Below are 22,771 nucleotides of genomic sequence, written 5' to 3'. Positions count from 1 at the left end.
TGCGTTCCCGGATGTAGCGTGCCGGGCTGCGGCCGGCAACCGGCGGCCGCATCGCGACGGCGTCAGGTCGCGCAAAGATCCGAGCGCACGAGGAAGCGCTTCTCGCGCCCGTTGTCCAGGCTGAACATGCCGCCGCGGCCAGGCACCACGTCGATGGTCAGCCGCGTGTGGCGCCAGGTTTCGTACTGGCTGGCCGAGATATAAAAGGGCATGCCCCCGATCTGGCCCATCTGCACGTCGCGCTGGCCGACGCGGAATTCGCCCTGGGGATAGCACATGGGGGATGATCCGTCGCAGCAGCCGCCCGACTGGTGGAACAGGACCGGGCCGTGATCGGCCACGATCTCGGCCAGCAATTCCAGCGCCGCGGGCGTTGCCTCGACCTGGTCCAGTTCCTTGTCCATGGGCTTTCCCCTCAGCTTGCCATGTCCAGCACGATGCGGCCCTCGATCTGGCCCTTGTGCATCTTGGCGAAGATGTCGTTGATGTCTTCCAGCTTGCCCTGGTGAACGGTCGCCCTGACCTTGCCCTGGGCCGCGAAATCGAGCGATTCCTGCAGGTCGAGCCGGGTGCCCACGATGGACCCGCGCACGGTCACGCCGTTCAGCACCATGCCGAAGATATCCAGCGGAAAGTCGCCCGGCGGCAGGCCGTTCAGCGCCACGGTGCCGCCGCGCGCGACCATGCCGATGGCCTGCTCGAACGCCTTGCGCCCGACCGCCGTCACCAGCACGCCCTGCGCGCCGCCATCCGTCTGCCGCTTGATCGCGGCGGCGGGGTCGGGCTCGGTCGCGGCATTCACCGTCACGGTGGCGCCCAGCTTGCGGGCCAGGTCCAGCTTGGCGTCGTCGATGTCGACGGCGGCGACGTTCATGCCCATGGCCTTGGCGTATTGCACGGCCATATGGCCCAAGCCTCCGATGCCCGAGATCACCACCCAGTCGCCGGGCTTGGTGTCCGTCACCTTCAGCCCCTTGTAGACCGTCACGCCCGCGCACAGCACCGGGGCGATGTCCAGAAAGTCGATGTTCTTGGGCAGGTGGCCGACATAGTTCGGATCGGCGACGACGTAATCGGCAAAGCCGCCGTTCACCGAATAGCCGGTATTCTGCTGGCTTTCGCACAGCGTTTCCCAGCCGCCCAGGCAATGCCGGCAATGGCCGCAGGCGGTATAAAGCCACGGCACGCCGACGCGGTCTCCCTCTTTCACATGCTTGACGCCCTGTCCCACGGCGGACACGAAGCCCACGCCTTCATGGCCGGGGATGAACGGCGGGTTCGGCTTGACCGGCCAGTCGCCCTCGGCCGCGTGCAGGTCGGTGTGGCAGACGCCCGAGGCCTGGATCCTGACCTGGATCATGCCGGGCCCGGGTTCGGGGATCGGCACCTCGTCGATGGTCAGGGGCTTGCCGAATTCGCGCACGACGGCGGCTTTCATGGTTTTGGCCATGAAGGTCTCCTTGCTTGTCTTGAACGTGGGTGGGGAGGCTCTCCGGGCGCGTCGCCACGCCCGGAGTGGATCATGCGATCAGAAGAAGCCCAGTTTCTTGGGCGAATAGCTGACCAGCATGTTCTTGGTCTGCTGATAGTGGTCCAGCATCATCTTATGGGTTTCGCGCCCGATCCCGGACTGCTTGTAGCCGCCGAAGGCCGCATGCGCGGGATAGGCGTGATAGCAGTTGGTCCAGACCCGGCCCGCCTTGATGCCGCGTCCCATGCGGAAGCAGGTGTTGGCGTCGCGCGACCAGACGCCCGCGCCCAGGCCGTAAAGGGTGTCGTTGGCGATTTCCAGCGCCTCGGCCTCGTCCTTGAAGGTCGTGACCGAAACCACGGGGCCAAAGATTTCCTCCTGGAAGATGCGCATCTTGTTGTTGCCGCGGAAGATCGTCGGCTCGATATAGAAGCCGCCCGACAGTTCACCCCCCAGGTCGGCCGCCTTGCCGCCGGTCAGGACCTCGGCGCCTTCCTTCTTGCCGATGTCCAGATAGGACAGGATCTTTTCCTTCTGCTCGGACGATGCCTGCGCGCCGATCATGGTGGCGGCGTCGCGCGGGTCGCCCTGGGTGATCGCCTGGACCCGTTTCACCGCGCGTTCCATGAAGCGGTCATAGATCGATTCCTGGATCAGCACGCGCGACGGGCAGGTGCAGACCTCGCCCTGGTTCAGCGCGAACATCGCAAAGCCTTCCAGCGCCTTGTCGAAGAAGTCGTCGTCTTCGCGTGCGACATCGGCAAAGAACACGTTCGGGGACTTGCCGCCCAGTTCCAGCGTGACCGGGATCAGGTTTTCGGCCGCGTATTGCATGATCAGCCGCCCGGTCGAGGTCTCGCCCGTGAAGGCGATCTTCGAGATGCGCGGGTTCGAGGCCAGCGGCTTGCCCGCCTCCAGGCCGAAGCCGTTCACGATGTTCAGAACGCCCGGCGGCAGCAGGTCGCCGATGACATTGATCCAGACCATGATGCTGGCCGGGGTCTGCTCGGCCGGTTTCAGCACCACGCAGTTGCCGGCAGCCAGCGCAGGCGCCAGCTTCCAGCAGGCCATCAGCAGCGGAAAGTTCCACGGGATGATCTGGCCCACGACGCCCAGCGGTTCGTGGAAGTGATAGGCGACGGTGGTCGAATCGATTTCCGAGATCGAGCCTTCCTGGCTGCGCAGCACGCCCGCGAAATAGCGGAAATGGTCGATGGCCAAGGGCACGTCGGCAGCCATCGTCTCGCGGATGGGCTTGCCGTTGTCCCAGGTCTCGGCGGTGGCGAGCAGTTCCAGGTTCGCCTCCATCCGGTCGGCGATCTTCAGCAGGATGTTCGAGCGCTCGGCCGGGGCGGTATGGCCCCATTTGTCCTTGGCGGCATGGGCTGCGTCCAGCGCCGCCTCGATGTCGTCGGCGTTCGAGCGGGCGATCTCGCCGATCTCGGCGCCGGTGATCGGGGTGGTGTTGGTGAAATACTTGCCCGATTTCGGCGCAACCCATTCGCCGCCGATGAAGTTGTCGTAACGCTTGGCAAAGGGCATGACGCCCACACCCTTGAAGTCGTGCGTCTGGTCGTTCGGCATCTTATCCTCCTGTCAATCCGGCTCCTCCTGCCGGTTCCTTCAAGACGTTGCGGCGCACTGGGCCGCAAATCAACGCGCCGCCTTCGCCGCAGCGCGGAATGTGTTTCAGGGCCGAGACAGTCGGCCCGGATTTTCGTCGATGCCCAGCCGCTGCATCCGCCGGTACAGCGTCGCCCGCCCGACCCCCAGCGCGCGGGCCGCGGCCGAGACATTGCCTTCGGCCCGCGCCAGGGCGCGAATCACGGCGGCGCGCTCGGCCTTTTCGAAGCCCGTCGCGTCGTCCTCGCGCCCCAGAAGGTCGGATGCAGGGCGGGGGCGCAGCCTGCCTTCCTTTTCCAGGCCGAAGGCGCGGCGGGCGGCGCGGTTCGCGCCGATGGCCAGGTCGTCGCGGTCCACCGCGATCAGCAGCGCCGCGTCCTCCGGCCCCGCACCCTGCGCGGTGACGATCCGGGCGCCGGGAAAGCTGGTGCGGAAATAGGCGGCTTCGATCTGGCGGGCGCTTTGCGCGACCTGGGCCGCGATCAGCGCGTTCCAGCGGTCCGTATGGTCGTCGCGGGCCGAGCTGACGTCCAGCGCCGCGATCAGCCGTCCGTCCGGTCCCCAGATCGGCGCGTCCATGCACGACAGGCCGGTGTTGCGGGCATAAAAATGCTCGTCGCGGTGGATCGTGACCTGCCGCCCCTCGGCCAGGCAGGTGCCGATGCCGTTGGTGCCTTCGGCCGGTTCCGACCAGTCGGCGCCGGCGCACAGGCCCCAGTCGCGAAAGGTCGCCAGGTCGCTCTCGTTCATGCGCTGTTCCAGCACGATCCCGGAGGCGTCGGTCAGAAGCACGTTGCAGCCGGTCGGGCAGACAAGCTGGAACAGGTGGTCCAGCTGCGGCCGCGCGACGGCGATGAACCCGTCCAGCCGCTCGCGCCGCTCAGCCAGTTCGCGCGCGCTCAGCCGGCGCAGTTGCGGCGGCCGCGCGGGGTCCAGCCCGTGCTTGACCATCGAGCGGCGCCAGCTGGCGGCCAGACGGCTGACGGCGGCGGGCGATTGCGAAGCCTGCGCGACGCGGTCCTCGTGACGTTCGGGCAAGGTCACCTCCCTCTCCCTTATCGACACCGGGGAGTATGGCGCGCCGGCACGGCCTGCGGCAAGCAAAGCTTTCGTGCGCGGCGCCCGGTCAGGGCGTCACCTCGACCGTGCCGCCGTCGCTCCAGGCGCGGAACTCGGGGCGATACATGTCCTCGACGCTGGCGGCGGGGTGGCGGAACCGTCCCGGCGTCACCGCGCGCACGATATAGGCCAGGCTGAAGGGTTCGGCCCCGGTCCAGGTCAGCGCCGCGGCAAAGCGGTCGGCCCGGAACTCGGTCATCTCGGCGCCGGTCTGGCCGTCCAGCCAGTCGAGCGCGCCGATGTCGCCCGCGCGCAGCAGGTTGGGGTTGTCGATTTCCCACCCTGCCGGCAGCGGGTCGGTGACGATCAGCCGGCCGCCGCCTTCGGCGTGGGGCGAGACCTTGACCTGCACCACCATGCGCGTGCCCTGCGGCAGGCTGGCGGGGTCCAGCGGCTCGCCCTCGATGCTGAAATAGCTGCGGGCGATGGCATAGCCGCGCCCGCCCGCCGGGGCATCGCTCAGGGGCTTGCCGGTCGCGGTCAGGGTGATGTCCAGGGGCGTATCGCCAGGGTTGGCGATCACGGCCGCGTCGTCGGGCAGGGTCGCGACCGGCCGGGTCAGCGCCACGCCGTTCATCGTCGCGGGCGGCACGTCCCCGGACAGGGCATGCGCCGCCATCACCGTCCAGACCGATTCCTGGGTCGACAGGCTCTGGCCGGCCTGCTCGGCCTCGGCGATCCGCTGGGCCAGGCGGGTGGCAAGGTCGCTCCGGTCGACGACCTGGCTGCCCGCCTCGGCCGACAGGGCCAGCAGGGCCGCCGCGTCGCGCAGCCGGGTGCCATAGTCGGCGCGGAACACCTGCGGCTCCGGTCCGGCGGGGTTCAGCAGGTCGCGCCCCTGGGCGAACATCCGGTCGGCGCGCGCCTGGTCGCCGTAGGAGGCCAGCGCCGCCCCCAGGTTCCCCGCCGCCATCGGCGTCGAGAAGGCCGCCGCGGCCGTGTCGGCGTAATAGCGCAGATCGCCCACGGTCGCGGCGCGTTCCCGCGCCAGCACCGCCAGCGCATAGGCCAGCGCCGCGTTGTCCTCGGCCGAGGCGGCGGCGGGGTCGGTGGCGTAATTGGCGCGATTGCGCAGGTTGTCGATGGCCTGGCGGAAGGCCACGTCGGGCACCGCATGGCCCGCGGCGCGGGCCCGCGACAGGAAATCGGTGACATAGGCTTCCAGCCACAGGTCGCCTGAATCCGCCGACCACAGGCCAAAGCCGCCGTTCGCCCCCTGCCGGGTCAGGATCTGGGCGATGGCCGTGTCGACGGCCGGGTCGGTGTCGCCCGCCGCCACCCCCGCCTCGGCGGCAAGGCCCGGCACATAGATCAGCGGCAGCGCACCCGAGGCGAGCTGTTCCGTGCAGCCATAGGGATACCGGGCCAGCCGCGCGATGGCGCCCGCCACGTCGAGCCGCGCCCAGGCGCCGGCCGAGACGGTCAGCAGCGCCCCCGGCATCATGCCTTGCGTCAGCGCGGCGGGCGGGGTGACGCTTTCGCCGGGCTGGACCGTCAGCCGGTCGCGGGCCTGGATGTCGGGCTGGTTCAGCGCCACGGGAATGGCGATGTCCTTGGTCAGCGCCTGTCCGTCGGGCGTGGTCAGGGTCAGGCGCAGGTAGGCCCGGCCCTGCGCGTCGCCCGCCGTCACCGGCATCCGGACCTGCGCCTCGGCCCGCTCGGCCAGGGTCACGCGGTCCTGCGGCAGGCTGACGCTCAGCGCCGCGTCGCCGCCGGTCTGGGCGACGGTCAGCCGCATCTCTCCGGCGGGGCCCGAGGCATGGGTCAGGCGCAGTCCGACCTGCGCGCTGTCGCCGGGCGCCAGGAAGGCGGGGGCGGTCACGGTCATCACCACCGGGTCGCGCACCAGCACGCTGGCGTCCGCCTGGCCCAGGGCCGCATCGGACCAGACCACGGCCATCAACCGGATCTCGCCGTTGAAGTCGCCCACGGGAACCTCGAGGCTGGCGCGGCCGTCCGGGCCCAGCGTCACGGGCCCGGAAAACCAGCTCATCAGCTTTTCGGTGGGCGGCGGCGCCTCGGTCCCGACCTGCATGGCGTCGCCGCCTTCGCGCAGCGCGCCGTCGGGCGCGCCGCTGGGCAGGATCAGCCGGCCGTAAAGATCGCGCAGGCCCACCCCCAGCCGGCGCTGGCCAAAGTAATGGCCGGCCGGGTCCGGGGGTTCGAAGCCGGTCAGGTTCAGGATGCCCTGGTCCACGGCGGCGATGGTTGCATGAACCGTCTGTCCCGCCGCGCCCTCGACCGCCAGCGTCACCGGAAGCGTCCCGCGCGGCCGCGCCTCGGCCGGGGCCTCGATCCGCGCGTTCAGGCGCATGGCGCCGGGATCGACCGCGGCATGGGCCAGCCCCAGCGCGCGGACCGGCAGGCGGTTGCCCGGCGCGGCGTCGCCCAAGGGCCGGATCGCGGCGACGGTGACATAGACCCCCGCGCCCCAATCGTCGGTGACCGGCAGGTCCAGGCTGTTTTCGCCCTGCGCCAGAGCGACCGTCTGCATCGAGACCACGCGGTCCGACAGCACCGAGACGATGGCAAGCCCGTCGGCCGCCGCCTGCACCCGGACATGGGCCGTGTCGCCGCTGCGATAGGCGGGCTTGTCCAGCACCACCTGCAGCCGGTCCGGCGTGGGCGTCGAGCCATTGGCCGGCGCCCCCCAGCCCGCGTTGAACCGGACCGAGGCCGCGCCGCCCGCGCCCGAGGCGGGCTCTGCCAGCAGTTCATATTCGCCCCATTCGACCGGCACGGCGATTTCAGCGGCGATCGTGTCGGGGGTCTGGCCGGGCTCGGCTGTGCCTTCGGTCACGCGGCTGCGGCGGGTCACGGCCTCCCAGTTCCACTGGCCGCCCAGGGAATACCATTGGTAATCGGTGTCGATCCGGTTCAGCACCCAGCGGACCGGCTCGGCCACCGGCGCAAGGTCGGGGCCCACGGCGACCAGCGAAAAGCGGGCCTCGGCGTTCTCGGCCACGGTGTCGCCCTGAAACAGCGGGCGGATGCCGATGATGGGCTGGTCGGGCATCACCACGCGGTCGATGCTGCGCTCGACCGGGCGTCCGGCGCCTTCGCGGATGTCCACGAAGACCTCGGCCCGGAAGGGGCGGGGGCCAAGCGCGCTGGCGGGGGGCAGGGTCACTTGCGTCTGAAAGCGGCCCTGCGCGTCGGTTACCCCGGCCGGCAGGCTTTGGCTGACCGGGGCGGTGTCGTCGTCGGACAGGCCGAACTGGTAATTCTCGAACCCGTCCAGCGCGCGTTCGGGCGACAGCCGCAGCGTGCCTTCGACCGGCAGGTTCGCGGCCGGCGCGCCGAACAGCCAATGCGCGGCCAGGCTCAGGCCCAGCTGACCGCCGGCCCGCGCCGCGCCTTCGGGCAGGGTGGGGGTGAAGTCGATGCGCTCGGGCAGGAAATCCTCGACCAGCAGCCGGGCCGAGGCCAGGGCCGGCCCGTCCGCCTCGGCCCGCAGGTCCAGCCGCCAGGTGCCGCGCGGCGCATTGCCCGGGATCGGCCACGAAACCGTCACCCCGCCCGCGCCCGCATCGGCCGCCGGCAGGCGTGCGGCCTCGACCCCGTCGGGGCGCAGGATCACGGCGGTCAGGGGCAGGTTGTCCAACGCCCTGGCGCGGGGATCGCGGATCAGCGCCGTCGCGTTCACCGTCTCGCCCGCGCGATAGGCGCCGCGGTCGGTGGTCAGGAAGACGTCGATGGGCGGCGCGGGCGGGCGCCCCTCGACCCCCCGGTCCGACAGGTCGAATTCGGGATCGCCAAGCGACAGGAAGGCCATGTCCTGCGGCGCGCGCTCGGCCCCCTCGCCCTGCCAGCGGGTCACGGTGACCAGCGCGGGTGCCGCGCCGTCCTGCCCCAGCGCCAGCCCCGGTGCAAAGCGCGCCACGCCCTGTTCGTCGGTCACGGTCCGCGCCAGCACCTCGTTCGAGCGGCTGACCAGCGCCACCTCGGCCCCCGGCTTGGCCGAGGTGTCGCGCAGGCTGCGCACCGCGACGGTCAGCCCGTCGCTGCCAGAGAAGGTCGAGATGCCGAAATCCGAGATCACGAACCATTGCACCGCCAGCCCCGCGTCCGAGGCATTCTGCCCCGAAATTCCGGCCTCGAGGATATAAATGCCGGGTTCCAGCGGCCCGGCCTCGGCCGGGATCGCCAGGCTGGTGGTCAGTTCCTGGTTCAGCACGTCGCGGCCCACGGGCCTGGCGACCTGGGCCGAGCCCTTCCAGACCTCGCGCGCCATGCCGGCGTCGAAATAGCCGCTGCGCCAGCTGTCCAGGGGCGTGGCGAACATGTCCTCGGCCATGGCGCGGATCAGGTTGCGGTCGGAAATGCGCAGCAAGGTCAGGTCCACCCGGTCGGCGTTGACCGTGACCATCGACAGCCGCTGGTCGCCCGAGGCCGGCAGCACATAGGCCCGGCCCGGAAAGCGGACGACGGGCGAGCGGTCGCGGACATAGCCTTTCAGCGTCACGTCGCGCATCAGGGTTTCGCCGTCGGCGGCGGGCAGGCCCGCGCGCAGGGTCATCTGCACCTCTTGCCCATGGGTCAGGCCCGCGACGCAGAGCCGGTTGCCCTCGGCCTCGACGGTCAGGTCGCCCTGGGGCAGGCGCAGGAAGGGGGCATAGTCGGTGCCGCGCGCCAGATCGCGCGACAGCACGGCGCAGAACCGGGGCAGGGCGCCCTCGGGTTCCGCCTGGGTGTCGGTCACGCGCAGCCCGTTGCGGGCCTGCGACTGCTCCAGGGCCGTCGCGATGTCGCGGTCCTGCGGCGCAAGGCGCGCCGCCAGCCGCAGCGCCGACAGCGCGTCGGGGCCGCGGTCCTGCCGTTCCAGCGCCATGGCCAGCCAGGACAGCGCCCGCGCGGCCACCCCGTCGTCGGCCGCGCGGAGATAGCCGTTCGTGGCCATCTGGGCGATGGCATTGGCGGCGTCGCGGTCCTCGGCTTGGCTGGTGTAAAGCGTCAGCCGGGCCAGGTCGGTCCAGTCCACGCCGCGGTCGTCCTGGGCCACGGCCTGGGCCATCAGCCGGGCGGCGCCGGCCATGTCGCCCTGGACCTCGGCCCGGCGTGCGGCGGCGCGCAGATCCTCCCCTGGCGCGGGCGGGTTCATCGCGGCCAGCCCCTGCGCCTGGGTCAGCGCCCCGGCGCGATCCGCGTCGGTCAGGAAGGGCGCGGCCTCGGCCCGGGCGCGGGCGCGGGCAAGCGCGTCCGGGGCTGGGGCGACGACCCGGCCCGACAGCGCCCCCGCGAAGGTCTGCGGATCGCCCGCCGCCTCGCCCTTGGGAAAGCACGAGCGGGCGTTCTGGTTGTAGGTCAGCGCCTTGCACTGGGCATCGCCCAGGCAGGCCTGAATGCAGGCCTGCAGCGTGGTGTCGAAGATCCGGCCCAGATCGCCGCCCGGCAGGTCGGTGTCGGGCGCTAGCTGGATGCGGGCGGGAGGCAGGGGCCCGTTCTGCCCGTCCTGCGCGGCGGCGGGCGGCGGCGACAGTACCGCCGTGGCAAGGGCAAGCGCCAGAAGAAGCCGAGCTTTCGTCATCATTCCCCCCTTTGGGCCAGCCTGCCCGCGCGGGCAGGCCCCGCAGGCGGGATCATGCGCCGCCCTGCCCGGTCGCGCAACCGTGACGGGCAGGTTCGGCCGGCGGGCCTTTGATATAAGAGTCTTGTAAGACCTTTGGCGGGTTGACTGGGATCGCGCTTGTCCTACCTTTATGGTGTTCGCACCCCGCGACATCCTGAGGAGGAGGACTATTCATGGCATGGACCAAACCCGCGCTGAAGGAAATTTCCTGCGGCATGGAAATCAACATGTATGCCCCGGCCGAAGACGAGCCGGTTCTGTTCTGATCTGACCTGGGCGTAAATCCGGTCGGCCCCTGCGGAAGGGGGCCGGCCGCGCCGGGAAGCTTTGACCATGCGTATCGTGATTCTCGGCACCGGCGCCGGTGGAGGGCTGCCGCAATGGAACTGTGGTTGCCCGAACTGCAAAGCCGCACGGGCGGGCCGCATTCCGTCCATGACCCAAAGCAGCATCGCCGTGTCGGCCAATGGGGCCGACTGGGCCCTGGTGAACGCCTCGCCCGATCTGCGCGTGCAGATGCAGGCGGTGCCGGCCTTGGCTCCGGCTGACTTGCGCGGATCGCCGATCCGCTCGGTGCTGGTCACGAATGGCGACATCGACCATGTCGCCGGGCTTCTGACCCTGCGCGAGGGGCAGCGGTTCGACCTGTTCGCGACCCCTGCCATCCATGGCGTGCTGGCCGACAATCCGATGCTGGGTGCGCTGGATCCCCGGCTGGTCGCGCGCCGCGACGTGGCGCTGGACCAGCCCTTCGACCTGGCGCCGGGACTGTCGGCGGAACTGTTCGCCGTGCCGGGCAAGGTGCCGCTTTACCTGGAGGGCGAGGCGGTCGAGACCGAGGTGATGGGCGAGCAGACCGTGGGCGTCGAACTGACCGCCAATGGCCGGCGCGTGCTTTATGTTCCCGGCTGCGCCACGGTGCCGGACTGGCTGCGGCAGCGGGCGTCCGGTGCCGATGCGCTGCTGTTTGACGGCACGCTCTGGACGGACGACGAAATGGTCCGCGCGGGGCTTGGGGCCAAGACGGGCCGGCGCATGGGGCATGTGCCCGTGTCCGGCGAAGGCGGCAGTCTGGGGGCGTTCGACGCCGTGCCCCTGTCGCGTCGCATCTATGTCCACCTGAACAATTCGAACCCGCTGGTCGATCCCGCCAGCCCCGAGCGCGCCCGCGCCGAGGCGGCGGGCTGGCAGATCGGCCATGACGGCATGGAGATCGTGCCATGAAGCTTGCCGACAACCGACCGCTGTCCCGCGCGGAGTTCCACGAACGGCTCAGGCGCATCGGCGCCGAACGCTATCACGACCGCCACCCGTTCCACGCCCGGCTGCACGGCGGCGAGTGTTCCCCGGACGAGGTGCGCGCCTGGGTCGTCAACCGCTGGCAGTACCAGTCCCGCATCCCGATGAAGGACGCAGCCTTCATGTCCCGGATCGAGGACCCGCAGCTGCGCCGCGTCTGGCGGTCCCGGATCGAGGATCACGACGGCGGCGTGGATGAGGGGGGCGGCATCCGCCGCTGGCTGGCCCTGGCCCGCGCGGTGGGACTGGACCCCGACTATGTCGCCAGCGGCGTGGGCGTGATGCCTGCCACGCGCTTTGCGGTCGATGCCTATGTCCGCTTCGTGCGTGACATGCCGCTGCTGGATGCCGTCGCCGCCAGCCTGACCGAGATGTTCGCGCCCAAGATCCACGCCGAGCGCATCGAGGGGCTGCTGAAGCACTATGACTTCGCCGACGAGACGAGCCTGTCCTATTTCCGCCAGCGCCTGACCGAGGCGCGCAAGGACGTGGAATTCGGCCTGACCTATGTGCTGGACCACGCCGACACGCTGGAAAAGCAGGACGCGGCGGCGGCGGCGCTGGTCTTCAAGACCGATGTGCTGTGGGCGCAGCTCGACGCACTGTGGCACGGCTATGTCGAAGGCAACATCCCTCCCGGAGCATGGCGCCCGGGTGAGGGGCTGCTGGCGCCCTCGCGCGAACTGGCCGGGGCGGGTTAGATGCAGGCCCGGCACCGGATCAGCAACGCCTGCGTGCCCTATCTGCCTCGGGGCGTGCGGCTGCACGACGACCGGGTGCGCGGCATCCGGGTGCTGCTGGCGCCGGAACGGGCGATGCAGCTTGATCCGGTGGGCGATGCCATCCTGTCGGAACTGGACGGCACGCGCAGCCTGGCCGAGGTGATCCTGGCGCTGTGCACGCGCTATGCCGCGCCCGCCGAACAGATCGAGGGCGACGTGCAGGATTTCATCGCCGGCCTCGTTGATCGCCGCATGGTCTTTCTGGCCTGCGGCGGGAAACAGCACGAACAGGAGGCCGCGCATGGATGACGGTATCCTTCCCCGCGACATCCGGGGCAATCCCGTGACGGTCGGCCTGCCGATGGCGATGCTGGCCGAACTGACGCACCGCTGTCCGCTGGCCTGCCCCTATTGCTCGAACCCGGTGGAGCTGGCGCGCGCCACCAGCGAGCTGACGGCGGCCGAATGGGCCGACGCCTTTCGCCAGGCGGCAGCGCTGGGGGTCCTGCAGGTGCACCTGTCGGGGGGCGAGCCCGCATCGCGCCGGGACCTGGCCGAGATCGCGCGCTCGGCCCGGGACGCGGGGCTTTATGTCAACCTGATCACCTCGGGGATCGGGCTGACGGAACAGCGGCTGCGCGAACTGGACGGCGTGGTCGATCATGTCCAGCTGTCGCTGCAGGGCATCGACGCCGAGATGGCCGACTGGATCAGCGGCTATGGCGGCAGTTTTGCGCGCAAGATGCAGGTCGCGGAATGGATCGGCCAGATCGGCTTTCCGCTGACGCTGAACGCGGTGGTCCATCGCCAGAACCTGGACCGCCTGCCCGAGATGATCGACCTGGCCGAGCGCCTGGGGTGCCGCCGGATCGAGGTCGCGACCGTGCAGTTCCACGGCTGGGCCGACCTGAACCGCCGGCCGCTGATGCCGACGCAGCCTCAGGCTCAGCGCGCGCGCGAGGTGGTCAATGCCGCGCGCGAGCGGCTGCGCGGCCGCATGGTCATCGACTATGTGCCTGCCGACCACCATGCCGCCTATCCCAAAAGCTGCATGGGGGGCTGGGGCTCGACCGGGCTGAACATCGCGCCCGACGGGGTGGTGCTGCCCTGCCACGCCGCCCAGACCATCCCGTCGCTGCGCTTCGACAACATCCGCGACAGGCCGCTGGAATGGATCTGGCGCGACAGTCAGTCCTTCAACGCCTTCCGCGGCACCGCCTGGCTGCCCGAGCCCTGCCAGTCCTGCGCGCGGCGCGACGTGGATTTCGGCGGCTGCCGCTGCCAGGCGATGGCGATGGCGGCCGATCCCACGGCGACCGACCCGGTCTGCTCGCGCTCTCCGCTGAACGCCCGCCTGCGCGCCGAGGCCGAGGCGGATGCCGCCAGCGACGACACGGCTCTGGTCTATCGCCGCATGGCGCGCGAACGGCGGGTCTGACGGGCGCCGCCCCTTCGGTCCCGGCCAACGGGCTTGCGCGGCGCGGGCTTGGGTCTAAGATGGAGGCCTGCAAAGGCCGGCCACGAACCGGCGAACCTTCGTGTCTTTGGGAGGAGATGACGATGGCTTCAGCCATTCCGCAGCTAAAGGAACAACCCGGCCCGTCCCGACAGTCGGCGGACCGCGTACGCGAGATCCTGATCGTCGACGACCACCCCCTGATGTGCGACGCGCTGGCGCTGACGCTGAAGATCAGCTTCGGGCTGAAGAACGTGCGCACCGCCCGCAGCCTGGCCGCGGCCCAGGAACAGATCCGCGCCCAGGGCGTGCCAGATGCCGTCATCCTGGACCTGAACCTGCCCGACGCCCGTGGCGCCGAGGGACTGGTGACGCTGCGCCGCCAGATCCCCGGGGTGCCGATCACCATGATCTCGGCCGATCTGGACAATGCGATGATCTCGGCCGCGATGGCGGCGGGGGCGCAGGGCTATATCAGCAAGTCGCTGGGCCGCGAGGCGCTGGTCGACAGCCTGCGCCGCATGTGGGAGGGCGAGCACGTCACCCCCGAGGGCTATGAGCCCGAGAACGCCGGCGAGGGCGATGCCGCGCGCGCGGACCTGGCGCGCCGCTTCGCCAGCCTGACGCCCCAGCAGATGAAGATCCTGCGGCTGATCTGCCAGGGCAAGGCGAACAAGGAAATCAGCTACGAACTGTCGATCGCCGAGGCCACGGTCAAGACCCACATCACCGCCATCATGTCCAAGATCAACGCCCGCCGCCGCACCCAGGCGGTGCTGCTGGCCAACAGCGTCAGGCTTTTCGAACCCGCATGAGCCCGGCCCTGCCCGCCGCGCCCTGGCCGGGCGATCTGCCCGGGCCGCCCGGCGCGCCGCCCGCCCCGTCCTGCATCGCGGTCCCTGCCGACGCACCGGACCTGACGCGGCAACTGCACGACGCCCTGGCGCCGCTGCGGCCGGCGCTGGTCCTGATGTTCGGCGACCCGGCGGGCGGGCTGGCCGCCGCCGGCGCCGCACTGCACGACTCGCTGGGCTGCCGGGTGGTGGGCTGTTCCTCGGCCGGGGAAATCGGGCCGGGGGGCTATTGCAAGAACAGCGTCGTGGCGCTGGGGTTTCCCTCGGTCAGCTTCCGGGTGGGGGTCTGCCTGCTGCGCCACCAGGCCCAGATCCCGGTATCGGAATGGATGGCAAGCCTGCGCCGGTTCCAGGCGGATTTCCCGCGCAGCCCGGCGCGTTCGCGCTTTGGCATCCTGCTGGCCGACGCCCATGCCCGGCAAGAGGACGTGCTGGTCGCGACGCTGGATGCCGCGATGCCCGACCTGCCGGTGATCGGCGGCTCGGCCGCGGGGGGGCTGCGGTTCCTGCCCACCTGCCAGATGGTCGACGGAGAGGAGCAGCCCGGCGCCGCCGTCTTTCTGCTGGTCGAGACCGACCTGGCCGTGGCCGAGGTCTCGTTCGCGCATTTCCGTCCGACGGAAAGCCGCGCGGTGGTGACGGCGGCCGACCCCCATGACCGCATCATCTGGGAGTTGAACGCCGAGCCCGCCGCCCAGGAATACGCCCGTCTGGCGCGCATTCCCGGCGGCGCGTTGACCGCCACTGAATTCGCCCGTCATCCGCTGCTGCTGCGCACCGGACGGCGCCATCATGTCCGCGCCATCCGCGCCGTGACGCCGGACGGCGGGCTGCAACTGCTGTCGGGGGTCGAGCCCGGCAACATCCTGACCGTGGGCCGGGCCGTCGACATGACACGCGGCTTTGCCGAGGCGATGGACGCGCTGCCGCGCCCGCCGCTGATGGTCCTGGGCTTTGACTGCATCCTGCGCCGGCTGGCCCTGGAGCGCGCGGGCATGACCGAGCAGATGTCGGACCTGCTGGCGCGCTATCGGGTGGCGGGCTTCAACACCTATGGCGAACAGCTCAGCGGGATGCATGTGAACCAGACCTTCGTCGGCATGGCCCTGATGCCGCCCGAGGGGGGCTAGGCCATGTTCCTGCGCGACGACGACACCGAGGCCCGCCAGGTCGAGAAGCTGACCCGCATCTCGACCGTGCTGGCCGAGCGGATCGACCGGCTGGAAGCCTCGCGCGGGTCGGCGTGGTCGATGTTCCAGGCCGCCGTCGCGCTGGAGCAGGAGGTCCAGGTCCGTACCCGCGAGCTGGAACAGGCGCTGGCCGATCTGTCGGAACGGAACCGCGAACTGGCCGTCGCCCGCGCCCTGGCCGAAGAGGCGAACCGTTCCAAGACCCGCTTCCTGCGCGCGGCCAGCCACGACCTGCTGCAACCGCTGTCGGCTGCCAAGCTGTTCCTGTCCGCGCTGAAGGACACCCCGCTGGACGACTTGCAGGCGGAACTGGCGAACCGCCTGTCCGGCGCCTTCGAATCGGTCGAGGAGCTGATGCACGCGGTCCTGGACATCTCGCGCCTGGACAGCCAGCGGATCGAGTTCCAGCGCAAGCCGGTGGTGCTGAACGACCTGTTCCGCCGCCTGGCCGTCGAATATGCCCCCATGGCCGAGGCCAAGGGGCTGAAGCTGGCCTTTGCGCCGACCTCGGCCGTGGTGGAAAGCGACCCGACCTTCCTGCGGCGCATCGCCCAGAACCTGGTGTCGAACGCGATCAAGTACACCGACCGCGGCGGCGTGCTGGTCGGCGTCCGCAAGCGGGGCGGTCGCGCCTGGCTGGAGATCATGGACACTGGCATCGGCATCGCCGCGACCGACCGCGCGCGCATCTTCGACGAATTCCAGCGCATCGGCCGCGAGGGGGGCGCGCCCGGCATGGGCCTGGGCCTGTCGATCGTGCGCCGGGCTTGCGCCAAGCTGGGCCATCCCATCGCCATGGACAGCGAGCCGGGCCGCGGCACGGTGTTCCGCATCAGCCTGCCCCTGGTCCAGCCCGAGACCGAGGCGCGGGGTGTCCTGCCCGCCTGGAGCGATCCCTCGCTGCGGGGCCGGGTCGCGCTGGTGGTGGAAAACGACCACGCCATGCGCCGCGCCTATGAGCTGATCCTGCGCGACCGGCTGGGCATGGTGGCGCGCGTCACCGGCGGCACCGCCGAGGCGCTGGCCCAGATGGGCGACGACCCGCCCGATGTCATCATCGCCGACTACAACCTGGACAATGGCGATACCGGCCTGCAGGCGATCGGGGAATTGCGCGCCCGCGCGGGCCAGCCGGTGCCGGCGATCATCGTCTCGGCCCGGCGCGACCCGGATATCAGCCGCGCCAGCCTGGAGATGGGCGTGCCGGTGCTGGAAAAGCCGCTGCGGGCCGAGGACCTTCAGGCGGCGATCCGGCACACGCTGGCGATGGAGCCTGTGGCCTGAGGCAAGGCGCGCGGGGCGACGCGGCTGGACAATCCGGCCGGGGCGGGGTTCCCTTGGGCCCGGACCGAATCCAAGGGGGAAGCACATGGATCTGGGCATCAGGGGCAAGCGCGGGCTGGTCTGCGCCGCGTCGAAGGGGCTGGGGCGCGGCTGCGCCGAGGCCCTGGCCGAGGCCGGGGTGGACCTGGTCATCAACGCCCGCGGCGCCGAGGCGCTGGAACGGACCGCGCGCGAGATCGCCGAGAAGCACGGCGTCTCGGTCATGCCGGTCGCGGCCGACATCACCACCCAGGACGGCCGCGCCGCCGTGCTGGAGGCGCTGGGGGGACAGGCCGACATCCTGGTCACCAACGCCGGCGGCCCGCCGCCCGGCACCTGGACCGACTGGTCGCGCGAGGATTTCATCAAGGCCATCGACGCCAACATGCTGACCGCCGTGGCCCTGATGCAGGCGCTGGTGCCGGGCATGATGGAGCGCGGCTGGGGCCGGGTCGTCAACATCACCTCGCAATCGGTCAGGACCCCCATCGCGATCCTGGGCCTGTCGAACACCGCTCGCGCCGGGCTGACCGGGTTCGTCGCCGGCATGTCGCGGCAGGTGGCGCCGCATGGCGTGGTGGTCAACAACCTGCTGCCCGGCATCCACGCGACCGACCGCGCGGACAGCCTGGACGCGGGCGTCGCGAAATCCGAAGGCATCGGCATCGACGAGGCCCGCAGGCGGCGCGAGGCCACCATCCCGACCCGCAGCTATGGCCGGCCCGAGGATTTCGGCGCGACCTGCGCCTTCCTGTGCAGCCAGCAGGCGCGCTTCATCGTGGGCCAGAACGTCCTGCTGGACGGCGGGGCGTCGAACATCACCATCTAGGGGGCTTGTCAGGCGGGTCGCCCCCCGCTACGACTTAGGTCGGAAATCGGGAGACGCTGGCGCAAGCCAGGGCCGAAGGAGCAACCGCCCCGGGAATCTCTCAGGCAAAGGGACCGTTTTCCGCCGAACGTTCTGGAGAGTGGCGGCTCGACCCCGCCCGCCGAAGGGATAACGATCTCAGGCGCCCCTGATGGGGTAAGGACAGAGGGGGCATCTGGAACGGGCGGAATCGGTCCGCCCGCGAAACAGGGGATGCCCATGGCCGAGCTTGCGCGCACGCCGCTTTACGACCTGCATTTGTCCCTGGGTGCCCGCATGGTGCCCTTTGCCGGCTGGGAGATGCCGGTCCAATATCCGATGGGCGTCCTGGCCGAGCATCTGCACACCCGCGCCCAGGCCGGGCTGTTCGACGTCAGCCACATGGGGCAGGTGATTCTGCGCGGGCCCGATGCGGCGGCGGCGCTGGAAACGCTGGTCCCGGCCGATATCGTCGGTCTGGCCGCCGGGCGGCAGCGCTACGGGCTGTTCACCGACCCCGAGGGCGGCATCCTGGACGACCTGATGATCGCGAACAAGGGCGATCACCTGCTGCTGGTGGTGAACGCCGCCTGCGCCGAACAGGACATCGCCCATCTGCGCCAGTTGGAAGCGGCCGGCGTCTCGGTCGAGCCGGTGACGGATCGCGGGTTGCTGGCCCTGCAGGGGCCGGGGGCCGAGGCGGCGCTCTCGGCGCTGGTGCCCGGCGCGGCGGCGATGCGCTTCATGGACGTGGGCGATTTCGACTGGCAGGGGGCGCGGCTCTGGGTCAGCCGCTCGGGCTATACCGGCGAGGACGGGTTCGAGATCTCCGTCCCCGCCCAGCGGGCCGAGGCGCTGGCGCGCGCCTTGCTGGACCAGCCCGGCGTCGCCCCCATCGGCCTTGGGGCCCGCGACAGCTTGCGGCTTGAGGCCGGGATGCCGCTTTACGGCCATGACATGGATCGCGACACCAGCCCTGCCGAGGCGGGCCTGGGCTGGTCCATTCCCAAGGTCCGCCGCCTGGGCGGCGCCCGTGCGGGCGGCTTTCCCGGCGATGGCGGCATCCTGCACGAACTGCACGATGGTCCCGCGCGCCTGCGCCGGGGCCTGCGCCCCGAGGGCCGCGCCCCGATCCGCGAAGGGGTCGAGATCTTTGCCGCGCCCGAGGGCGGCGCGGCCCTGGGCCGGGTCTGTTCGGGCGGGTTCGGTCCTTCGGTCGGGGGGCCGGTGGCGATGGCGCTGCTGCCCCCCGACCTGCCCGAGGGCGCGACCCTGTGGGCCGAGTTGCGCGGCAAGCGCATCCCCGTCACCCTGACCCCGCTTCCTTTCCACAAACCCGGCTACAAGCGCTGAGAGGCCAGAGATGCTGAAATACACCGAAGACCACGAATGGCTGAAACAGGAGGGCGACGAGATCACCGTCGGCATCACCGCGCATGCCAGCGAGCAGCTGGGTGATGTGGTGTTCATCGAACTGCCCGAGGTCGGCCGCACAGTCGAGGCGGGCGAGGAGATCGTGGTGATCGAATCGGTCAAGGCCGCATCCGACATCGTGGCCCCGGTCGCGGGCGTGATCACGGCGGTGAACGAGGCACTGCCCGACACGCCCGGCGCGGTGAACGAGGACCCGATGGGCGCCTGGTTCTTTCGCATCAAGCCCGCTGCGGTCGATCTGTCGGGCTTCATGGACGAGGCAGGCTATCGGGCGCTGATCGGCTGAGCGGTGCCGGGCCTGATGGCCCGGCGCGCGCCCGGGGGCGCTTCGCCCCCCGGACCCCCCGAGGGTATTTGCAAAACAGTGAAGGGCGGGGCGCACGCATGGTCGCGGCCTGCAGCCAGCGGATTTTCCTGATCGAGGCAGACGATGGGCACGTGGACGCCGACCGACTATAACCCTAACGATTTCGCGAACCGGCGCCATATCGGCCCGTCCCCGGCCGAGATGGCGGAGATGCTGAAGGCGGTGGGCGTGGACAGCCTGGAGGCGCTGATCGACCAGACCGTGCCCGCCGGCATCCGACAGGCCGCGCCCTTGGACTGGCCCGCCCTGTCCGAGGCCGCGCTGCTGGCCCGGATGCGCGCGGTGGCGGGGCGCAACAGGGTGATGACCAGCCTGATCGGGCAGGGCTATTACGGCACCGTCACACCCCCGGCGATCCAGCGCAACATCCTGGAGAACCCGGCCTGGTATACCGCCTATACGCCCTACCAGCCCGAAATCGCCCAGGGCCGGCTGGAGGCGCTGCTGAACTTCCAGACCATGGTCGCCGACCTGACCGGCTTGCCGGTCGCCAATGCCAGCCTGCTGGACGAGGCCACCGCCGCGGCCGAGGCCATGGCCATGGCGCAGCGGCTTGCGAAGTCGAAAGCGCGCGGGTTCTTCGTCAGCGAGGACCTGCACCCGCAGACCATCGCCGTGATCGAAACCCGCGCCGCGCCTCTGGGGATCGAGATCGTTCGCGGCGGGGACTGCGACCCGTCGCAGGTGTTCGGGGCAATTTATCAATATCCCGGCACCTATGGCCATGTCCGCGACCTGTCGGCGGATTGCGCCGCCCTGCACGCGGCGGGCGCGGTCGCCATCGTCGCGACAGACCTGCTGGCGCTTTGCGTGCTGAAGGAGCCGGGCGCGATGGGTGCCGACATCGCCGTGGGCAGCGCCCAGCGGTTCGGCGTCCCCATGGGCTACGGCGGCCCGCATGCCGGCTTCATGGCGTGCCGGGACGAGATGAAGCGCGCGATGCCGGGCCGCATCGTCGGCGTGTCGATCGACGCCAAGGGCAACCGCGCCTATCGCCTGTCCCTGCAGACGCGCGAGCAGCATATCCGCCGCGAGAAGGCGACCAGCAACGTCTGCACCGCCCAGGCGCTGCTGGCGGTGATGGCGTCGTTCTATGCCGTCTTCCACGGGCCCGAAGGCTTGCGCGCCATCGCGCAGCGCGTGCATCTGAACGCGGTGACGCTGGCCGATGCGCTGCGCGAGGCCGGGGCCCAGGTCGAGCCGGAGGCGTTCTTCGACACCGTGACCGTGCGGGTGGGGGTGGGGCAGGCGGGCATCCTGGCCGCCGCCCGGCACCGCGGCATCAACCTGCGCAAGGTCGGGCGCGACCGGGTGGGGATCTCGGTCGACGAGACCACGGATGCCGAGGTGATCGCGCGGGTGCTCGATGCGTTCGGGATTTCGGATGCGGCGGTTCCCGCGAGGGCGCCGGCGATACCGCAGGCGTTGCTGCGCGACAGCGACTACCTGACCCATCCCGTGTTCCACATGAACCGGGCCGAGTCCGAGATGATGCGCTATATGCGCCGCCTGTCGGACCGCGACCTGGCGCTGGACCGGGCGATGATTCCGCTGGGCAGCTGCACGATGAAGCTGAACGCGGCGGCCGAGATGATGCCGATCACCTGGCCCGAGTTCGCCGCCATCCATCCCTTTGCGCCCGAGGACCAAGCGGCGGGTTATCACGAGGTCTTTGCCGACCTGACCGAAAAGCTGTGCCGGATCACCGGCTATGACGCGTTCTCGCTGCAGCCGAACAGCGGCGCGCAAGGGGAATATGCGGGGCTGCTGACCATCGCCGCCTATCACCGTGCGCGGGGCGAGGCCCGCGACATCTGCCTGATCCCGGTTTCGGCGCATGGCACCAACCCGGCCTCGGCGCAGATGGCGGGGATGCAGGTCGTGGTGGTCAAATCTGCCCCGAACGGCGATATCGACCTGGAGGATTTCGCCCAGAAGGCCGCGCAGGCGGGCGAGCGGCTGGCCGCCGTGATGATCACCTATCCCAGCACGCATGGCGTGTTCGAGGATACCGTCCGCGAGGTCTGCGACATCGCCCATCGCCACGGCGGGCAGGTCTATATCGACGGGGCGAACATGAACGCGCTGGTCGGCCTGGTGAAGCCCGGAGAGATCGGTGGCGATGTCAGCCACCTGAACCTGCACAAGACCTTCGCCATTCCGCATGGCGGCGGCGGCCCCGGCATGGGGCCGATCGGCGTCAAGGCGCATCTGGCGCCCTTCCTGCCGGCCGATCCGCGCACCGGCGAGGAGGGCGCGGTGTCGGCGGCGCCCTGGGGCAGCGCCTCGATCCTCCTGATCTCCTGGGCCTATATCCTGATGATGGGGGGCGCGGGTCTGACCCAGGCGACGCGGGTGGCGATCCTGAACGCGAACTATATCGCCAGCCGGCTCGCCGCGGCCTATCCGGTCCTGTTCATGGGCAATCGCGGCCGGGTCGCGCATGAGTGCATCCTGGACATGCGGCCCTTTGCCGCCCATGGCGTGACCGTGGACGACATCGCCAAGCGCCTGATCGACAACAGCTTCCACGCGCCCACCATGAGCTGGCCGGTCGCCGGAACGCTGATGGTCGAGCCCACCGAGTCCGAGACCAAGGCCGAGATCGACCGCCTGATCGCCGCCTTCCTGGCGATCCGCGACGAGATCACCGAGGTCGCCGAGGGCCGCATCGCCCCCGAGGCCAGCCCCTTGCGCCACGCCCCCCATACGGTCGAGGACCTGGTCGCCGACTGGGACCGGGCCTATTCGCGCGAGCAGGGCTGCTTTCCGCCCGGCGCCTTCCGGGTGGACAAGTACTGGCCTCCGGTGGGGCGGGTGGACAACGCCTATGGCGACCGCAATCTGGTCTGCACCTGCCCGCCGGTCGAAGACTACGCCCAGGCGGCCGAATGACCGGCACGGGGGCGCGCGGAACCGATCCCGCGCCCCTGCCGCCCGTCTCGCAGAAAGGCGCGGCGGCCCCTCTTGACTTTCCTTTCGGCGCGGTCCAGATACCCCGCCAGTGTGGGGCCGTAGCTCAGTTGGTAGAGCGCATCGTTCGCAATGATGAGGCCAGGGGTTCGATTCCCCTCGGCTCCACCAATCATGTTTACACCATATATTTCAAGGGTTTATCGCAGCCCTTTCCCACTGGTGTTTCCCACCTGTCAGTCTCACAGATTTTTTTGTAGAATCAGGGGAAACCCATAGAGGCTTTTCCTCTACAGGCTGAAGGATTTGAATTTTATTTTTGAAATGGGTGGCTCTACCCCGACAAGACAGGGGGCCTAGAGTCAGGACCTATAAATTTCCCTGAGCGCCGGCGGGCGGCATGATTCAAACTCCCGACTTGGGGAGGGATCATGAGCGCGCTTTATTGGCTGACAGATGCGCAGATAGAGCGGCTGCGGCCGTTCTTTCCGAAGTTCCGAGGCAGGCCGAGGGTCGATGACCGGCGCGTTCTGAGCGGGATAATCTTGATCCAGCGCAATGGGTTGATGTGGAAGCATGCTCCG

Annotated in this window: 18 protein-coding genes, 1 tRNA gene and 1 riboswitch; of the genes, 14 read left to right on the top strand and 5 right to left on the bottom strand. The window is 70.1% G+C overall.

The genetic code is table 11. The features are described 5' to 3' along the window. Nucleotides 1–62: 62 nt before the first annotated feature. From BU28_RS0118210 to BU28_RS0118190, 5 genes are all read right to left on the bottom strand, one after another. On the bottom strand, nucleotides 63–404 hold the full coding sequence (locus BU28_RS0118210) for a DUF779 domain-containing protein (protein ID WP_028720687.1): 342 nt from the start codon (nucleotides 402–404) through the stop codon (nucleotides 63–65). An 11-nt stretch (nucleotides 405–415) separates the two neighbouring features. After that, nucleotides 416–1,450, bottom strand: coding sequence for an alcohol dehydrogenase AdhP (adhP, locus tag BU28_RS0118205; protein WP_028720686.1), 1,035 nt, complete (start codon nucleotides 1,448–1,450; stop codon nucleotides 416–418). Nucleotides 1,451–1,528: 78 nt separating this feature from the next. Continuing rightward, a complete protein-coding gene (gene adh, locus BU28_RS0118200) occupies nucleotides 1,529–3,055 on the bottom strand; it encodes an aldehyde dehydrogenase (protein ID WP_051578307.1) in 1,527 nt (508 codons plus the stop codon). Nucleotides 3,056–3,160: 105 nt separating this feature from the next. Continuing rightward, a complete protein-coding gene (locus BU28_RS0118195) occupies nucleotides 3,161–4,132 on the bottom strand; it encodes a helix-turn-helix domain-containing protein (RefSeq protein ID WP_081791484.1) in 972 nt (323 codons plus the stop codon). 88 nt (nucleotides 4,133–4,220) lie between these two features. Continuing rightward, nucleotides 4,221–9,740: an MG2 domain-containing protein gene (locus tag BU28_RS0118190; RefSeq protein ID WP_028720683.1), complete on the bottom strand. Its 5,520-nt coding sequence runs from the start codon at nucleotides 9,738–9,740 to the stop codon at nucleotides 4,221–4,223. Between the two features lie 215 nt (nucleotides 9,741–9,955). Here BU28_RS0118190 and pqqA point away from each other — a divergent pair, with 215 nt between their 5' ends. The 14 genes from pqqA to BU28_RS25110 form a co-directional block, all read left to right on the top strand. After that, nucleotides 9,956–10,048 carry a pyrroloquinoline quinone precursor peptide PqqA gene (gene pqqA, locus BU28_RS0118185; RefSeq protein ID WP_028720682.1) on the top strand — a complete coding sequence of 31 codons (93 nt, stop codon included), beginning with the start codon at nucleotides 9,956–9,958 and terminating at the stop codon, nucleotides 10,046–10,048. Nucleotides 10,049–10,115: 67 nt separating this feature from the next. Next, a complete protein-coding gene (gene pqqB, locus BU28_RS0118180) occupies nucleotides 10,116–11,006 on the top strand; it encodes a pyrroloquinoline quinone biosynthesis protein PqqB (protein WP_081791470.1) in 891 nt (296 codons plus the stop codon). Further along, a complete protein-coding gene (gene pqqC / locus BU28_RS0118175; protein WP_028720680.1) occupies nucleotides 11,003–11,782 on the top strand; it encodes a pyrroloquinoline-quinone synthase PqqC in 780 nt (259 codons plus the stop codon). The genes pqqB and pqqC overlap by 4 nt, the downstream gene beginning before the upstream one ends. Continuing rightward, nucleotides 11,783–12,112, top strand: coding sequence for a pyrroloquinoline quinone biosynthesis peptide chaperone PqqD (gene pqqD, locus BU28_RS23740; RefSeq protein ID WP_051578306.1), 330 nt, complete (start codon nucleotides 11,783–11,785; stop codon nucleotides 12,110–12,112). Continuing rightward, nucleotides 12,105–13,241 (top strand): pyrroloquinoline quinone biosynthesis protein PqqE, encoded by a 1,137-nt coding sequence (gene pqqE, locus BU28_RS0118165; protein ID WP_051578305.1) that lies wholly within the window; start codon nucleotides 12,105–12,107, stop codon nucleotides 13,239–13,241. The genes pqqD and pqqE overlap by 8 nt, the downstream gene beginning before the upstream one ends. A 122-nt stretch (nucleotides 13,242–13,363) precedes the next feature. Beyond that, nucleotides 13,364–14,074, top strand: coding sequence for a response regulator transcription factor (locus BU28_RS0118160; protein WP_028720678.1), 711 nt, complete (start codon nucleotides 13,364–13,366; stop codon nucleotides 14,072–14,074). Then, entirely contained in the window at nucleotides 14,071–15,243 is a 1,173-nt protein-coding gene (locus BU28_RS0118155; protein WP_028720677.1) for an FIST N-terminal domain-containing protein, read from the top strand. The genes BU28_RS0118160 and BU28_RS0118155 overlap by 4 nt, the downstream gene beginning before the upstream one ends. Nucleotides 15,244–15,246: 3 nt before the next feature. Further along, nucleotides 15,247–16,587: an ATP-binding response regulator gene (locus BU28_RS0118150; RefSeq protein WP_028720676.1), complete on the top strand. Its 1,341-nt coding sequence runs from the start codon at nucleotides 15,247–15,249 to the stop codon at nucleotides 16,585–16,587. An 85-nt stretch (nucleotides 16,588–16,672) separates the two neighbouring features. Then, nucleotides 16,673–17,455 carry an SDR family oxidoreductase gene (locus tag BU28_RS0118145; protein ID WP_028720675.1) on the top strand — a complete coding sequence of 261 codons (783 nt, stop codon included), beginning with the start codon at nucleotides 16,673–16,675 and terminating at the stop codon, nucleotides 17,453–17,455. Between the two features lie 37 nt (nucleotides 17,456–17,492). Further along, nucleotides 17,493–17,581, top strand: a riboswitch (glycine riboswitch). 132 nt (nucleotides 17,582–17,713) lie between these two features. Beyond that, entirely contained in the window at nucleotides 17,714–18,826 is a 1,113-nt protein-coding gene (gene gcvT / locus BU28_RS0118140; RefSeq protein WP_028720674.1) for a glycine cleavage system aminomethyltransferase GcvT, read from the top strand. Nucleotides 18,827–18,836: 10 nt separating this feature from the next. Next, entirely contained in the window at nucleotides 18,837–19,193 is a 357-nt protein-coding gene (gene gcvH, locus BU28_RS0118135; RefSeq protein WP_036763534.1) for a glycine cleavage system protein GcvH, read from the top strand. A 144-nt stretch (nucleotides 19,194–19,337) separates the two neighbouring features. After that, nucleotides 19,338–22,169 carry an aminomethyl-transferring glycine dehydrogenase gene (gene gcvP / locus BU28_RS0118130; protein ID WP_028720672.1) on the top strand — a complete coding sequence of 944 codons (2,832 nt, stop codon included), beginning with the start codon at nucleotides 19,338–19,340 and terminating at the stop codon, nucleotides 22,167–22,169. A 113-nt stretch (nucleotides 22,170–22,282) separates the two neighbouring features. Beyond that, nucleotides 22,283–22,358 (top strand) — tRNA-Ala (locus BU28_RS0118125). 260 nt (nucleotides 22,359–22,618) lie between these two features. Then, nucleotides 22,619–22,771 (top strand): transposase (locus BU28_RS25110; RefSeq protein WP_211254170.1); only part of this gene is annotated, 153 nt, incomplete at its 3' end.

The sequence above is a fragment of the Paracoccus yeei ATCC BAA-599 genome, assembly GCF_000622145.1.
GTDB lineage: Bacteria > Pseudomonadota > Alphaproteobacteria > Rhodobacterales > Rhodobacteraceae > Paracoccus > Paracoccus yeei.
The sequence above is the reverse complement of the archived record's forward strand: the minus strand, read 5'-3'. Positions and strand labels throughout refer to the sequence as shown.